Origin of the sequence: Sulfurospirillum arcachonense DSM 9755 (assembly GCF_000597725.1) — a bacterium.
Classification (GTDB): Bacteria; Campylobacterota; Campylobacteria; order Campylobacterales; family Sulfurospirillaceae; genus Sulfurospirillum_A; species Sulfurospirillum_A arcachonense.
In genome coordinates this window covers 82,717-98,789 of sequence record NZ_JFBL01000005.1, presented here as the reverse complement: position 1 = coordinate 98,789, position 16,073 = coordinate 82,717, and the positions used below count along the sequence as shown (strand labels likewise).

At 31.5% G+C, this 16,073-nt stretch carries 15 protein-coding genes; 3 read left to right on the top strand and 12 right to left on the bottom strand.

The genetic code is table 11. The features are described 5' to 3' along the window. Positions 1-13 precede the first annotated feature (13 nt). Genes K354_RS0105560 through K354_RS0105550 form a run of 3 tightly spaced genes read left to right on the top strand, consistent with a single transcriptional unit; the run spans position 14 to position 2,404 of the window. A complete protein-coding gene (locus K354_RS0105560) occupies positions 14-1,036 on the top strand; it encodes a ribonucleotide-diphosphate reductase subunit beta (protein WP_024954514.1) in 1,023 nt (340 codons plus the stop codon). After that, on the top strand, positions 1,026-1,754 hold the full coding sequence (locus K354_RS0105555) for a carbon-nitrogen hydrolase family protein (protein ID WP_024954513.1): 729 nt from the start codon (positions 1,026-1,028) through the stop codon (positions 1,752-1,754). The genes K354_RS0105560 and K354_RS0105555 overlap by 11 nt, the downstream gene beginning before the upstream one ends. Further along, a complete protein-coding gene (locus K354_RS0105550; protein WP_024954512.1) occupies positions 1,754-2,404 on the top strand; it encodes a protein-L-isoaspartate(D-aspartate) O-methyltransferase in 651 nt (216 codons plus the stop codon). The genes K354_RS0105555 and K354_RS0105550 overlap by 1 nt, the downstream gene beginning before the upstream one ends. Here the strand turns inward: K354_RS0105550 and K354_RS0105545 are convergent. The 12 genes from K354_RS0105545 to K354_RS0105490 all read right to left on the bottom strand — a co-directional run bounded on the left by K354_RS0105545 (position 2,401) and on the right by K354_RS0105490 (position 16,046). Then, positions 2,401-2,634, bottom strand: coding sequence for a hypothetical protein (locus K354_RS0105545; protein WP_024954511.1), 234 nt, complete (start codon positions 2,632-2,634; stop codon positions 2,401-2,403). The genes K354_RS0105550 and K354_RS0105545 overlap by 4 nt on opposite strands. Positions 2,635-2,709: 75 nt before the next feature. Next, positions 2,710-3,378: a c-type cytochrome gene (locus K354_RS0105540; protein WP_024954510.1), complete on the bottom strand. Its 669-nt coding sequence runs from the start codon at positions 3,376-3,378 to the stop codon at positions 2,710-2,712. Positions 3,379-3,407: 29 nt separating this feature from the next. Beyond that, positions 3,408-4,850: an NAD(P)/FAD-dependent oxidoreductase gene (locus tag K354_RS0105535; protein WP_024954509.1), complete on the bottom strand. Its 1,443-nt coding sequence runs from the start codon at positions 4,848-4,850 to the stop codon at positions 3,408-3,410. Between the two features lie 50 nt (positions 4,851-4,900). Further along, the gene (recJ, locus tag K354_RS0105530) at positions 4,901-6,484 is read right to left on the bottom strand and encodes a single-stranded-DNA-specific exonuclease RecJ (protein ID WP_024954508.1); all 1,584 of its coding nucleotides are present in this window, start codon (positions 6,482-6,484) and stop codon (positions 4,901-4,903) included. Then, positions 6,477-8,117, bottom strand: coding sequence for a CTP synthase (locus tag K354_RS0105525; RefSeq protein ID WP_024954507.1), 1,641 nt, complete (start codon positions 8,115-8,117; stop codon positions 6,477-6,479). The genes recJ and K354_RS0105525 overlap by 8 nt, the downstream gene beginning before the upstream one ends. Before the next feature lie 127 nt (positions 8,118-8,244). Next, positions 8,245-9,921, bottom strand: a complete 1,677-nt coding sequence (locus tag K354_RS0105520; RefSeq protein WP_024954506.1) for a Na/Pi cotransporter family protein — start codon at positions 9,919-9,921, stop codon at positions 8,245-8,247. Positions 9,922-10,045: 124 nt separating this feature from the next. Further along, entirely contained in the window at positions 10,046-11,569 is a 1,524-nt protein-coding gene (locus K354_RS0105515) for an ABC transporter substrate-binding protein (protein ID WP_024954505.1), read from the bottom strand. 12 nt (positions 11,570-11,581) lie between these two features. Then, the gene (locus tag K354_RS0105510; protein ID WP_169733420.1) at positions 11,582-12,373 is read right to left on the bottom strand and encodes a gamma-glutamyl-gamma-aminobutyrate hydrolase family protein; all 792 of its coding nucleotides are present in this window, start codon (positions 12,371-12,373) and stop codon (positions 11,582-11,584) included. Continuing rightward, complete coding sequence (locus K354_RS0105505) at positions 12,327-13,304, bottom strand: ABC transporter ATP-binding protein (RefSeq protein ID WP_024954503.1); 978 nt, start codon at positions 13,302-13,304, stop codon at positions 12,327-12,329. The genes K354_RS0105510 and K354_RS0105505 overlap by 47 nt, the downstream gene beginning before the upstream one ends. Continuing rightward, positions 13,286-14,242, bottom strand: a complete 957-nt coding sequence (locus K354_RS0105500) for an ABC transporter ATP-binding protein (RefSeq protein WP_037940316.1) — start codon at positions 14,240-14,242, stop codon at positions 13,286-13,288. Before K354_RS0105500 ends, K354_RS0105505 begins: the two co-directional genes overlap by 19 nt. After that, complete coding sequence (locus K354_RS0105495; protein WP_051505393.1) at positions 14,242-15,099, bottom strand: ABC transporter permease; 858 nt, start codon at positions 15,097-15,099, stop codon at positions 14,242-14,244. Before K354_RS0105495 ends, K354_RS0105500 begins: the two co-directional genes overlap by 1 nt. Then, positions 15,096-16,046, bottom strand: coding sequence for an ABC transporter permease (locus K354_RS0105490; protein WP_024954500.1), 951 nt, complete (start codon positions 16,044-16,046; stop codon positions 15,096-15,098). Before K354_RS0105490 ends, K354_RS0105495 begins: the two co-directional genes overlap by 4 nt. Between the last annotated feature and the right edge of the window lie 27 nt (positions 16,047-16,073).

Genomic DNA, 16,073 nt, shown 5'->3' with positions numbered 1-16,073 from the left:
TTAGGACACAATTATGGAAAGAAAAAAAATATACAACCCAAGCTCAGATGAAAACCTCAATGACAGAAGAGTTTTTAATGGAAATCCTCACGGTATTTTAAACTTTACAAAAGCAAAATACACTTGGGCTCTTAATTTATGGGATATGATGGAAGCAAACACTTGGTTCCCAAAAGAAGTTGATACTACAAAAGATGTAATTGATTACAACAAAAGTTTAACTGACCCAGAAAAACGTATGTATGATTTAGTTTGGTCCCAACTTATTAGTATGGATAGTTTTCAAACAAATAACTTAGCTGATAATATAAACCCCTATATCACTGCTCCTGAAATCAATGCTCTTCTTGCACGTCAAGCTTATGAAGAAGCTAATCATTCAAAATCATATGCAGTTATGGCAGAAGCTATTTGTGATAATACAGACCTTATTTATGAGATGGAAAAACATGATGAAGTGTTAAGACGTAAAAATGATTACATTTCTAGTGTATATGAAGAATTAGCAGGTGATGTGACAGATGAAAAACTTCTTTTAGCTATGTTTGCAAACCAAATCTTAGAAGGTATCTATTTTTACTCAGGCTTTACAGCAATCTATGCACTTGCACGTGCAGGAAGAATGCTTGGAAGCGCACAAATGATAAGATTTATCCAAAGAGATGAAATCACACATCTACTTCTTTTTCAAAACATGATAAATTCTACAAGAAAAGAGAGACCTGATCTGTTTACAGATGAACTCAAAGCAAAAGTTTTTAAAATGTTTGAAGAAGCGGGTAAGCTTGAAATTGAGTGGGGACAATACATCACACAAAATCAAATTATGGGTTTTACAGATGATATTATTGAAGAGTATATTCACTTCTTAATTGATGAAAGATTGAGTGCTGTTGGATATGAAAAAATGTACAATGCAAACCACCCTATTAAATGGGTTGAAGATTTTTCAAAATTTAATGAACAAAAAACAAATTTCTTTGAAGGAAATGTAGCAAACTATAGTAAAGGTAGCTTATCTTTTGATGACTTCTAAAAAAACTTTAGTTGCACTTCAATTTGATTATGAGAACAAGAGTCTTGAAGAAAATTTCAAGACTCTTACAAGACTTCTAAAAAACTGCCCTGAGGGCTCAATCATCCTCGCTCCAGAGTTATGCCTAAGTGGATATGATTATGCTCATTTAGAGCGTTCTAGCATGTTTAGTGAATCCATAATAGATACTCTATGCCAGCTTTCCTATAAAAAAACTTTTGGTCTCACTCTAATCCGTCAAAAAGAAGATAAATATCTTAATGTTTTTATGCTTTTTTCAAATGGTAAAATTATAGATTCACGTCCTAAAGCAAGACTTTTCCCTCTTGGTGATGAAGAAAAATACTTTTATTCAGGAACAGATGAAGATATACGCATCATAGAAATAAATGGAATAAAAATTGCTACACTTGTATGTTTTGAATTACGATTTACTGAACTTTGGCAACATATTCTTGGTGCAGATATTATTCTGGTCCCTTCTTTTTGGGGAAAACTTAGAAAAGAGCATTTAAAAACACTTAGTAATGCTCTAGCAATTATAAATCAAGCCTATGTTATAGTTGCAAATAGCAGTGATGATTCTATGGCCAGTAGTAGTGGTATTATATCTCCTTTTGGAGATGTTTACAGAGATAACTCATCCTATATTATCAAACGTGAAGTAGATTTAAACGAAATAAAAAAAATGAGAAAATATATTAATATAGGGTTATAATGAGTGATTTTAGCAGTAAAATAAGACTTCAAAAATGTAAATATATGGCTGATGAAATTTCTAAGGTATGCACATTAAGTGATGATACATATAAAGCACTTTGTCTAAGTGAAAGAGAACATTTTGTTCCAAAAGGTTTTAGTAGACACGCTTATAAACTTGATGCTCTTCCTATGCTTGCAGACCAATGGATAAGTTCGCCTTTAACAGTTGCAAAAATGAGTGAAGCTCTTACATGTAAAGGTGCTGATAGTGTCCTTGAAATTGGCTGTGGTAGTGGATATCAAGCACTTGTTTTGAGTAAACTCATTAGAAGAGTTTTTACTATTGAAAGGGTTGAGCGACTCTTAATGGAAGCAAGAGAACGTTTTAAAAACTTAAATATTCACAATATCCATACTAGATTTGATGATGGACAAAATGGTTGGAAAGAGTATGCACCATATGATAGAATTCTTTTTTCTGCATCAATCCCAAAAATACCTGAGAATATCTTTGAACAACTTGCTGATGGTGGTATCTTAGTTGCACCAATTGAAAAAGGTCATAAACAGATAATTACTCGATTTACTAAAGAAAATGGAACTATAAAAAGTGAAGAATTAGACGATTGTCTTTTTGTTCCTGTAAAAGATGGAAAAGGATATTAGCTTTTTAATGCAAATAATCCTCTTAGAAAACTCAATATTTTCCTAATTATATAAAGGATTATATATAATCCAAACGTAAAATATAGAGGATGAAAAAGTCCAAATTGACTTTGGCTAAGATGTTCGATGTGTTCAATAGGATGAGAAATCCATTGTTTCATATGCATACCAAGAGCTAAAAATAGAAACAATCCTACAAACACCACTATTTCTTTACCTATTTTTGTCATTCCATATCCTACTTTGTATTTAACATTATACCAAATAAAAGGGGAAGAAACTCTCTTCCCCTTGTTAATAATAAGCTATTTTTTAGCTTTTTTATTAAAATGAAAATAAATGTAAGTTGCCATATCTTCAGGATGATAGAGCATTCCTTTATCTTCTATTTTCTTTTGATTATGAGTCATTATTTCATTGCTACTACCTGAAGACTGAAATCCATCAGATTGTAGACTATACAACTCCATTTCTAGTTCACTTTTACTCATATCATTAATTGCTGGAGCATGTTTTTCTGGATTACCTTCAGCATTCATTCCATGACATTTTGAACACATTCTTTTATATATTTCAGAAACACTATATGTTTTTATACCATTATGGTTAACAGAAGAAACATCTGGCTTTGAACTTTTTATACCATACGTAGAAGAAATGTATAAAGCCATATCATCAGGGTGATATGTCATCCCTTTTTTCATAATTTGCTTTTGATTATGTGCCATAACTTCACTGTTACTTCCCGAAGATTGTGAACCATTTGCTACTAAATCAAAAAGCTCATAAGCTAACTCATTTTGGGTCATGTTATTTAATGCTGGAGCCTTTTTTTCAGGAATTCCTTCTGCTTTTAAACCATGACACTTTGAACACATTTTATCATAAATTTCTGCTACACTATATTGCTTAGCCTGAGCTAGAGAGATAATGGCGCTTAAAGATATGATTAAATAAACTAATTTTCTTATCATTTTATAACTCCTTTTAAGTTCATTATCGACTATGCTCTACCTTTTAGCATACCATAAAAATACATAGGCTTCAGCATATAAACTTTCAATATCCACCAAATCCAACGCTCTTTTGTAGGATCAAGAGGAAATGATGGTGTAGGTTTCTTACTCCAATCAAACTCAGCAAGCATAACCGTACCAATATCTGTAATCAAAGGGCAAACAGTATAGCCTCCATATTTTTGTGTTGGAGCCTTTCCAGACATGACATCTACAAGATTTTGTGCAGCAACTGTATATTGTTTTCTTACTGACCCACCAGTTTTTCCCATAGGAATACCAGCAACATCTCCTAAACCAAAAACATTTGCATATCTTGTATGTTGAAGAGTCTCTTTTTTAAGTTCAACCCAACCACCTTTACTTGCACTTCCTCTTTGCCATGCTAAAGGAGATTTTTTAACAGCATCAGGGGCACTCATAGGAGGTGTTACATGCATAAAATCAAATGGAACTTTTACTTGTTTTACTTGAGGAATCATGTCAAACTCTTCTAAGTCTGGATCCCATTCACCTTTTACAAGATAACTGTGATCAAATGTAGCTATTTTCTTACCTGGATCAACTGCTACTAAATTATGCTTATAGTGCCATTTCATATCACGAGCTTCAAACTGTTTTACAATAGCTTCATGATACTCTGGAACACCAAACATTTTCCCACCATTAGGATAAAAAGTCAATGTTGCATTGTCTCTTGCTTTTGCTTCTACTAATCGAGCATTTGTTAAATACATGATTTTTTTAGGAGCACCACCACACTTAATTGGAGTATTTGGATGAGTAAAGACACCTTCAACTTTTTTACCACTTTTTGCTTCTGAAACAAACTTTTGCATAAGTGGCCAAGTTTTTGCTGCACCATCGGCAAAATAAACAGAACCTATCCCATTACTTCCTATTATGTCACGGCTTAGTCCATCAATCTTGTCATAATTTAATTGTAATCCTGTAGCAACTACTAAAAAGTCATACTTTACTTCACCATTTTGAGCAGTTATAACTCTATTTTTATCTGGATCAAATTCTATCACGGAATCTTGCATCCATTTTGCTTCACTAGGAAAAAAATCTTGGCTTTGCCCAAGAATATCTTCTTTTTGCCAAACACCAGCACCTATTAAAGTTTGGCCTGGTTGATAACTCACACTAGTTGCATTTGGCTCAATTATAGTTATATTTGGATTACTTAGTTTTTTTACTAATAGTGAAGCTATTGAACACCCCGCTGCTCCACCACCAACAATAACAATTTTTCCTTTCACATCAGATGCTACAGCTTTTGTAGCTGCACTTGCCTCCGATGGGTTTAATAAAAAAGAGGCTGTACCAACACCGGCTAATTTTAAAGCATCTCTTCTTGATAGCCCTCTTTTACACAACTCCTTATCTAACTGCTCACACAGCAGATCAACATTCTCATTTATCATAGCTTCCCCTTATAAATATAACGTATATTATTAGGTTAGCATATTAATCTTTACTTATAACTTAAAATTTGCTTTATTAGTAACTGTGGTGTTACTAATCCTCTATATTCGTTACGAGAAACACTAAATAATATATCAATTGTATCACCTCTTTGTACTTCAACATCATAATTAAAAAACAAAGATTCTATAGAATGATTATCTTTTAATAAAATCAATTTTAAATGTCGCCTATCTCGTCCAATTACTCTATCTACTTTTATAAGTGCATTTTTGAGTAAAAAACTAGGTTTTGGATTTTTTTGTCCATATGGCTCAAACTCTTCTAATATTTCCAATAATTCGAAGTCAACATTGCAAATATCAAGTTCACCTAAAACGTCTTTTTCAGCTTCTAACTCTTTTGCTGTTAGCTTTTCACTTGCTTTTACAATACGTGATTTAAACTCAATCAAATTTTCTTTTTTTATAGAAACTCCAGCAGCACCTTTATGACCACCAAATCCTAAAAGTATCTCTTCTTGCATTTGAATAAGTGATAAAATATCAACTTCCCCAATACTTCTAGCACTTCCTTTAGCATATCCATCTTTTATCGAAAAAACTATAGCTGGTTTTTTAAATCTTTTTGAGAGTCTTGATGCTACAATACCAACAACACCTTCATGCCAATCTTGTCCCCAAACAACAATAACATTTTCACCCTCTTTAATTTGCTCTAATGAAGCATCAAAAAGATTTTTTTCTTCATCTTTTCTTGTGTTATTTAAATGAACTATATACTCTAATTTCAATATAGCATCTTCTAAATTTTTTGATTTTAAAAATTCATAAGAGTATTTAGCATCTTCCATACGTCCAGAACTATTGATAAGCGGAGCTATAAGAAAAGATATATCATCTCCTTCTAATACATTTTTAGAAAAATATTCACATATAGCTTCAAATGCAACCCTTTTTGAAGAGTTTAAAGCAAGTATCCCTTTTTTTACCATTACTCTGTTCATATCTCTAAGTTCCATCATATCTGCCATAATAGCAATACTAAGAAGGTCTAAAAATTTTGAAAGATCATATTTTAAATCTAGTTTATCTTTAAGAGCAGCTACGAGATACCAAGCCACTTGTGCACCACATATTTCACAGTTTGGAAAATCACAATCTTTTTGTTTTGGATTAACAATAGCGTAAGCATCAGGAATATTAGTTGGCACTGTATGGTGATCAGTAATTATTAAATCGATACCTTTTTCTTTACAATACTGCGCAGCTTCTAATGCTGAAATTCCATTATCTACAGTAATAATAACATCAGTATCTAATCTTTTTACAATATTTGGATTTAACCCATAACCATCATTAAATCTATTAGGAATTATTAGCGAATATTCAACATTTAAATCATCAAAAAACTCACTTAAAATTACAGAAGAAACAACACCATCAACATCATAATCACCTACAATAGCAATTTTTTCTCTGTTTTGTATAGCCTTCACAATCCTTGAAGATGCTTTATCAATATCTTTAAAAGAAGAAGGATTAGGCATCTCTCCTAGGCATTTACATGTATCATCTTTAAATCTATTCGATAAAATTTTCCTTACATCTTCTTTACTTAATAACTCACCCATCTTGATGAGATTTTAATGCTGCTTCACAAAATGATAAAAGAGCTCTATTTGGTGCAGTTAAACGAGATGTAAACTCAGGATGAAATTGAACTCCTAAGAACCAAGGATGACCTTTTATCTCAACGACTTCTATAAGGCCTTCTGACTCTCCACTTACTATCATTCCTGATTTTTCAAACTCTTTTCTATATTGTGGATTTGCTTCGTATCTATGACGATGACGCTCTTCTATAGTTTTTTTACCTTCATACACTTCTCTTAAAAGAGAACCAGCTTTAGTATCACACTTATAACCACCTAGTCTCATTGTACCACCAAGAGGACTTTTGTATGTTCTTACTTGTTTATTTCCTGCTGTGTCTAAGAAATTGTCAATTAAATAAATAATAGGTGCTGTTGTTTGCTCATCAAACTCTACAGATGTTGCATTGTCAATTTTTAATACATTTCTTGCATACTCTATCATGGCAAGTTGCATTCCTAAACAAATTCCTAAAAATGGTATATTATTAACTCTTGCATACTCAATTGATTGTATTTTCCCTTCAACCCCACGCTCTCCAAAACCACCAGCAACCAAGATACCATCTACGTCTCCTAGTAATTCTTTGGCACCTTTTTCTTCAACCATTTCAGCGTCTACCCATTTAAGCTTTACTTTTGCATTTAAGTGAGCTCCTGAATGTATAAAAGATTCTGTTAAAGATTTATATGCTTCTTTTAAATCAAGATATTTTCCAACAAAACCAATAGTTAATTCATTTGTAGGATCAATAACTCTTTTTACCAATGTATCCCATGTTTCCATATTAGGATTTAATTCACCAAGTTCTAGTATTTCTGATATTGGAGCTAAAATATTTTCTTTTTGAAGATTTAAAGGAACTTTATATATAGTCAAAGCATCCACTGATTCAATAACACAGTTTCTTTCAACTCCACATGAACTAGCAAGTTTATTTTTAAGCTCTTTTGGTAGTGGTAACTCAGAACGACAAACTAAAATATCTGGACTAATACCAATTCTTCTTAACTCTTGAACAGAATGTTGTGTAGGTTTTGTTTTAAGCTCACCCGCAACTTTTATATAAGGAATAAGTGTTAAATGGATATACATAGCACGTTTTTTACCAACTTCACTTCGTAAAGACCGTATTGCTTCTAAAAATGGTAAACCCTCAATATCTCCAACTGTTCCACCAATCTCAACAATAAGAACATCTTTTCCTTCACCAGCTTTTTTAATTCTATCTGATATTTCATTTACGATATGTGGTATAACTTGAATAGTTTTTCCAAGATAGTCACCTCTACGCTCTTTTTCAATTACAGAAGAGTAAACTTTTCCTGTTGTAAAGTTATTATTTTGAGATAAATCTTCATTTAAAAATCTTTCATAATGTCCTAAATCAAGGTCTGTTTCTGCTCCATCTGATGTTACAAAAACTTCTCCATGCTCTAATGGACTCATCGTCCCTGGATCAACATTTATATATGGATCAGCTTTAAGCATACTCACTTTTAGCCCTGACTCTTTTAACAATGTAGCTAAACTAGCTGCTACAATACCTTTACCAAGTGAGCTAAGAACTCCACCTGTGACAAATATATATTTAGTTTCTTTAGATGACATACTTTATCCATTCTGTATTTTTTTAGAAATTATATCTCAATAAAGATAATAAAGCGTTTATTTCATGTAAGTACATTTAGCTGGTAATTCAATTATATTGTTACATGTAAAGCATAAAAAATTTATCTCACTTTTCTAATTCTTTTTCTTTTATTTCTTCACTTTTTTGCATTTTATACATATAATCTGCTGAATCTAAAAATGCTTTTGCTGAGTGATATAAAGAGCTATTAACATTAATAATTGTCGTTGCATCATGTTCAGTAACATAATCTCCACGTACTAAAGTAGCAATATTTTCCATGAATTCTTTATTGCTATCTTTCATTTTATAATACTGCTTTTGAGCACGTTCTCCTTTATTTTTAATACCTTCCATTATGTAAGCATAATTTTTGAAAAACCTAGCAGTATTACGCCTTTGCTCTAAAAATATACCCCGTATAAAATCTGATTCATTTTCAATTAACTCTTCAATATTATGGCGAATATCTTTAACCAACTTAGCAGCATAAACTATTCTTCTTATTGCCGAAGTAAGATTATTAATAGCTTTAATCTCTTCAACTTCAAGTTTCATAGTTGAAACTTGGTTAGTATATTCTAATATTTCTATTTCCAATTTTTTTAAATCTTTATATCTTCTAACAAAATCAATTTCCATAAGTTTATCATCTAAATTAACAACTTCTTTAACCTTTTGTTTTTGTGTAACAACTTTTACTTCATTTATATTTAAAATTGCTAAAGAGAGTTTCATAGCCTTATCAAGTAAAAGATTTATATCTTTTTTTATTGCTTCAATTGATGCTTCTGGAATTTCAAAACCAGTGTTGTGTATACTTTGAGCTATAAAAACTCGTTTTTTAATGAAAAACGTATTTAATCTTTGTGTCAATAAATCAATAAAAGGATAAAAGAGAACAACACCTGTCAAATTAAACAAAGTATGAAAAATAGATAAACCAAGAATAGGATCGTCTTTAAAATTTAAAATTTCAAGTATAAAATAAGCATATTGAGATATAAAAATATACACAAATACAGAACCAACTACATTAAAAAGAACATGCGCTATAGCAATTCTCTTTTTATCCATCGTACCACCGATTGAACCTAAAAGAGCTGTTGCAGTAGTACCAAGATTTGCCCCTATTATAAATGCACAAGAAAGCTCAAAAGTAGCAATCCCCGCATAAAAAGCAGAAAATATGATTGCAGTTGCAGCAGAAGAAGATTGAATGACTGCCGTTAAACCCATACCCATAAATAAAAAGATAATACCTTTATAATTACTTTCAAAATTCAAATCAACACCATCTGCAATCGTTGCCATTGAGTTTTTTATTTCAGACAAACCAAAAAATATAAGACCAAAGCCTATCATCATTTGCGCTATAAAAAGTATATTTTTTCTCTTCCCACCAAAAACAGCTAAAAGTCCACCTAAACCTGTAATAGCAATAGCATATGCACCAATTTTAATTTTAAATCCAACAAGTGCCACAATCCAAGCAGTTGCAGTAGTCCCTATATTTGCTCCAAATATTGCACCAATTCCTGCTCCAAGTCCCATAAGACCCGCTCCAACAAATGATAAAACTATGAGAGTTATAACGGAAGAACTTTGCAAAACAGCTGTTGAGACTGCACCTAAAGCAATCGCTTTTAAGTTTGTGGAAGTATATCTTTTTATATAGTCTTTTAATTTACGTCCAGCAAATTCTTTTAATGCACTTTCAAGATAAAGCATACCAAATAAAAAAATCCCAAGACCAGATAAAACTGCAATTAATTTATCCATAATTTAGCCCCTCATTTCATTAGTACTTCTACTATGTTAGAGTAACTTATCTTAAAGAATAATTTATATGATGAAAATAGAGGGGTAATACACCCCTCTTTTATTAAAAATGTTTAGTTTATTCCTATTTTACGTCAAATGCCCAAATGTAACCGTTGATTCTTGGTTCAAAATGAACTTTTTTATTTGCAGCATATAAGTTCACTGTATAATGAATAGGTAGATACCCAAACTCTGCAAGAGCAATTTTTTGCACCTCTTTGAGTTCTTTTAATCTTTCTTCTGGATTCATTGTGCTAGCTGATTTTTCTATTAACTCATCCGCTTTTGCATTAGCAAAATTTCCCCAATTGTACTTTCCATATCCTTTATCAGGATTTACAGAATGAACTATACTATCAAGAAAAGAACTTGCATCTCCAGAACCACTTGCCCATCCGATTAAACTAAAGCTAGTTTCTCTTTTGCCCATTTTTCCAAAAAATACAGAACCAGGAGTTGCATTTACTTTAACTTTTATACCTATTCTTGTTAAACTAGAAGCTACTGCTTGAGCAATTTTTGGATAAGTTCCTGTATTTAGAGAGTCAAGTTGAATTTCAAAACCATTTGGATATCCAGCTTCTTTTAACAAAGCTTTTGCTTTTTCTGGATTAAATTCAAACTTTCCTATACTTTTATCATATCCATAAACAGTACTTGCATTAAGCTGATTTGCAGTCACTGCAAAGCCTTTCATAATATACTTTGTAATACTTTCTCTATCAATTGCATAAGAAAAAGCTTGTCTTACTTTTATATCTTGCAAAGGATTTTTACCTGTTGGGCTTTTTATAAATGGAGATTTTTCACGGTGCTGATCCATATGAATATAAATAGTTCTTAAAGAAGGAACCATAAAAAAATCTACTCTTTCGTTATTTTTAATTTTTGCTACATCTACTGCTGGAACTTTATTGATAATATCAACAGCACCACTTAAAATACCTGCAACTCTTGTTGCTGCATTTGTTAATGGCTTAAAAATCACTTTATCATAAGTTGGTTTTCCTAACCAATAACCATTGTTGGCACTCATTTTTATACTATCACCTTTATTCCATGAATCAAATTTATAAGGTCCTGTTCCTACTGGATTTAAACCTATCCATTGATCACTTTTTCCTGCTAATGTTTCTTTATCTAAAATATTAACATAAGTAAGTTGTCTTAAAAAGATTGGATAAGGTTTATTTGTAACCATTTTGATAGTATATTCATCAACTTTTGAAACTGATTCAATCATATTTACTTTACTTTTAAAAGCTGATTTATCCCAATTTCTTACTCTATCATAAGAAAAAATTACATCATCTGCATTAAAATCACTACCATTATGAAATTTTACACCTTTTCTTAACTTAAAAATCCACTCTTTTGGACTAGGATTACTCCATGACTCTGCTAAATTTGCTTGAGTATGTAAGTCTTTATCAAAAGAGATTAGACTATCAAATACATTATTTAAAATAGAATTTGTATCATCATTGTTAATAAAGTATGGATCCATACTTTGTGCACCATCAGACATCCCTACACTCAAGGTCTTTGCATTAGCTCCTGAACAAAGTAACGCTGCCGTTGCTAAACCAACTATAATTTTTTTCATTGAAACTCCTTATTACTCTTTTACTTCTTTAATTAGTCTTTTGAATATTTTAAGCATATCCTCATTATCACGAGCAGCCATCATTTCAGGGTGCCATTGAACTGATAAGAAAAAATACTCAGGATCTTTATACTCAACAGCTTCTATTGCTCCATCAGTTGCAACAGCAGTTACCTTAAGCATTTCTGGAACATCTTTTACAACTTGATGATGAAAAGAATTGACCCATATCTCTTCTTTTTTCAAAATATCATACAATAAACTATCTTTGTCTATTTTTATTTCATGTGCTAAAAAATCAGGAGTAGACTGTTGATTATGTGTTAAATGCATGTTATTTGCATAAGAAGTATCTTGATGCAATGTTCCTCCACGTAAAATATTTGCTACTTGATGTCCTCTACATACTGTCAATGTTGGTTTTTTAAACTCTTTAACTATTTTTGCAAGTTCAAAATCAAACCAATCTCTTTTATTATTAGGAGCTGTACTTCTTTCTGAAATTTCTTCTCCATATATAGCTGGATTTATATCTGCTTCTCCTCCAGAAAAGATAATAGCATCTATATTCTCTACTTGTGCTCTTATTACTTCTTTATCATCAACAATGGGTATTATAAAGGGAATTCCGCCTGCTTTTAAGATAGCTGTTACATAATCTTCATTAACATAGGTTCTCCAAAAGTCTTTAAATCTTCCACTTTCGTCTATTACTAAATTACTTGAAATTCCTATAATAGGTTTTCTTCTAACCAATTTAAAACTCTCCAATTCTAGGGCATCTTGCCAAATGTTTATTTCCAAGATCTACCAACTCAGGATGACTCTGTTCACAAGCATCTACTTTATAAGGACATCTATTAGCAAAAAAACAACCTTGTGGTAAATCTATTGGACTTTGTATTTCTCCTGTTTTTAAAACACTTTCTGTTGCCAATGGTGTACGAATATCTGGAACTGTAGAAAAAAGCATTTCAGTATAAGGATGTTTAGGATTTTTAAATAACTCATCTTTAGAAGCATACTCTACAATTTCTCCAAGATACATCACTGCAACATAATCACTTAAATGCTTAACAACACTTATATCATGTGTTATAAACAGTGTTGTTAATTTATACTTATCTTTTAAATCCATCATAAGATTTAATATTTGTGCTTGAATCGAAACATCCAGAGCTGAAATTGGCTCATCTGCTAAGATTAATTCCGGTTTTAATATCATAGCTCTTGCTATTGCAATTCTTTGACGTTGTCCACCGGAGAACTGATGAGGATACCTTTCAAGATACGTATGGTCAATTCCTACATCATCACAAAGTGATAACATTGTTGCTAAGCGTTCTTTCTTTTTCATTTTAGTATGAATTTTTAGAGGTTGTTCTAAAATTGTCTTTATTTTTTTTCTTGGATTTAAAGAAGAATAGGGATCTTGAAATATCATCTGAATATCTTTTTGGCTTATTCCTCTTTGCGCTGGAGATAATTTTGCTATATCTTTATCTTGAAATACTACTGAACCATTCGTAGCTTCATATAATCCTAAAATAACTTTTCCTATGGTTGTCTTTCCGCATCCACTCTCACCAACTAAAGAGAGAGTTTTTCCTTTAAAAACATCAAAACTTACTTTATTTAATGCATGTAAATCTTTTTTTTCAAATGAACCAACTTTTACAGAAAAAATTTTCTCAACATCTCTTACTTCGAGTAATTTTACTTCGCTTTGTGACAAAATATTCTCCTTCCATCTATCTCTTGTTCAGGAGGGTATACATCACACTCTCCATCTGCATATTCACATCTATCTTTAAAATAACAACCCTTTGGTAACCCTAATAAAGATGGCATAATACCAGGTATCTGATATAACCTTTCTTTGTTATCATCAAGTTTAGGTAAACATTCAATCAAACCTTTTGTATAAGGGTGTTTTGGATTAAATATAATATCTTCTTTTTTCCCATATTCAACAATACGTCCTGCATACATAACTGCAATCTTATCACAAAGTTGAGAGACTACAGCAATATCATGTGTAATTAAAATCAAAGAAGACTCAAAATCTTTACTTAATTTTTTCATAAGATATAAAATTTGAGCTTGTATTGTTACATCAAGTGCTGTTGTAGGTTCATCCGCTATTAAAAGTTTTGGATTATTTAAAAGTGCCATTGCAATAACAATTCTTTGTTTCATTCCACCAGAAAGCTGATGAGGATAACTACTCATCCTTTTTTCAGCTGCTGGAAGACCAACAAGTTTTAAGATATCAACACTAGCTTTATATGCCTCTTTTTTTGACGCCTTTTTGTTATGATAAAGTATTGCTTCCATCAGTTGTTCACCAATACTTATAACAGGATTTAAAGATGTTTGAGGATCTTGAAATATCATTGCAATTTCATTCCCTCTTATTTTTTGAAGATATTCTTCGCTTTTTTGAGCTAAATCTACTCCATCAAATAAAATCTCACCTTCAACAATTTTACCAGGACTATCTATAAGCCCTAACATAGAAAATCCTGTTATAGATTTTCCTGCTCCTGATTCTCCTACAATTCCTAATATCTCACCTTTTTCTATAGAAAAACTAATTCCATCTACTGATTTTACAACACCATTTCTTGTAAAAAAATGAGTTTTTAAATTATTTACTTCTAATAGTGCCATTATCTTTTTAACCTCGGATTCATTATGTCTCTTGTTCTATCACCTATAAGATTGATAGATATAATTAATACCATCAGAATAATTCCTGGGAATACTGAGGTCCACCAATAACCACTAAATAAAACTTGATAACCATTAGCAATTAAAGACCCTAAAGATGGCTCAGTAATTGGTACTCCAAGTCCTAGAAAGCTTAATGTTGCTTCAAGTATAATTGCATTTGCAATTCTAACAGTTGCTATAACTATAATAGGAGCTGTAACATTTGGCATAATTTCACGAAATATAATGGCAAAATTACGCATACCTAAAGCTTTTGCAGATTGTGCGTAATCTTTTTCTTTCTCAGAAAGTACAACACCTCTTGCTGTTCTTGCATAATAGACCCAATTTACAATGGTAATTGCTATGATAATCTTCCCAATTCCAGCACCCCAAAGTGCCATAATAATTAAAGCTATTAATATAGCTGGAAAAGAGAGTTGAATATCTGCTATTCTCATGATAATAGTATCAACCCATCCACCATAATAACCAGAAATCAATCCCAAAGAGAAGCCTATAATAACAGAAAGAATAGTACTCGCAAGACCTACATATAAAGACACTCTTAATCCATACATGATTGCAGATAAAATATCTCTTCCTTGTTCATCAGTACCTAAAAGAAAATTTTGATTTGGTCCTTGAAAACTATTTTCCAAAAATAGCTGTGCTAAATCATAAGGATTTTGTGGAGAAAAAATTGCAGGTGCAAGTGCGAATATACATAATAAAGTGAAAACAAAAAGCCCAACAACTGCTAGCTTATCTTCAAAATATTCAATTAATAATTCATTTTTAAATAATTTCATCATACCCTCACTCTTGGATCAATAAATGTGTAAAGCACATCAACTATAAAATTTATTGCAACAAATATAAAAGAAATTACCAATAAATAAGCAACAACAATTGGACGATCAAGATTTTGAATAGAATCTATAATAAGTTTTCCTGTCCCTGGCCAAGCAAAAATAGTCTCAGTAACGATAGTAAAAGCAACAAGTTGCCCAAACTGTATACCAATAACTGTAATTAAAGGTATAAGAGTATTTTTAAGTGCGTGATAATAAACGATTACTTTCCTTGGAACACCTTTTGCAGAAGCCAATTTAATATAATCTTGCATTAAAACTTCCATCATACCTGTTCTTGTAAGTCTCAATATTAATGCTAATTGAAAAACTGAAAGTGTAATAACCGGCATAATTAAATGTTTTATTCCATCCCATGTAAAGGCACTTGTAAAAAGATACACCTCTCCTCGTCCTGAACTAGGTAAAACTCCTAAAATAACAGAAAATATAAGCACGAGTATCATTCCTGTCCAAAATACAGGCACTGAAATACCCGCTAAAGAGAAGAACATAATAATCCTACTTAGTATTGAATTTGGTTTTATGGAAGATATAATACCAAGTGGAATACCAAGCAAAATAGAAACTATCATAGCAATAACAGCAAGTTCCATTGTAGCTGGCAATCTTTCAAACACTATATCAAGAGCTGGTTGCCCATATATAAAAGAGTTTCCTAAGTTTCCTTCCGCAACATTACTTAAAAACTTTTGATATTGAACTATAAATGATTTATCAAGTCCAAGTGCTGCTCTCATTTCTACAACATCTTGTTGTGTGGCATCAGGGGGGAGCATAAGCTCAACTGGATCACCTGCTTTAAACATAATAAAAAAGACGATAAAGCTTATAGTGAACATAACTAAGGTCGAGTGAAAAAGTCTGTTTAATATATATTTTGTCATTAATCTCCAATAAAGTATCTCACCTTT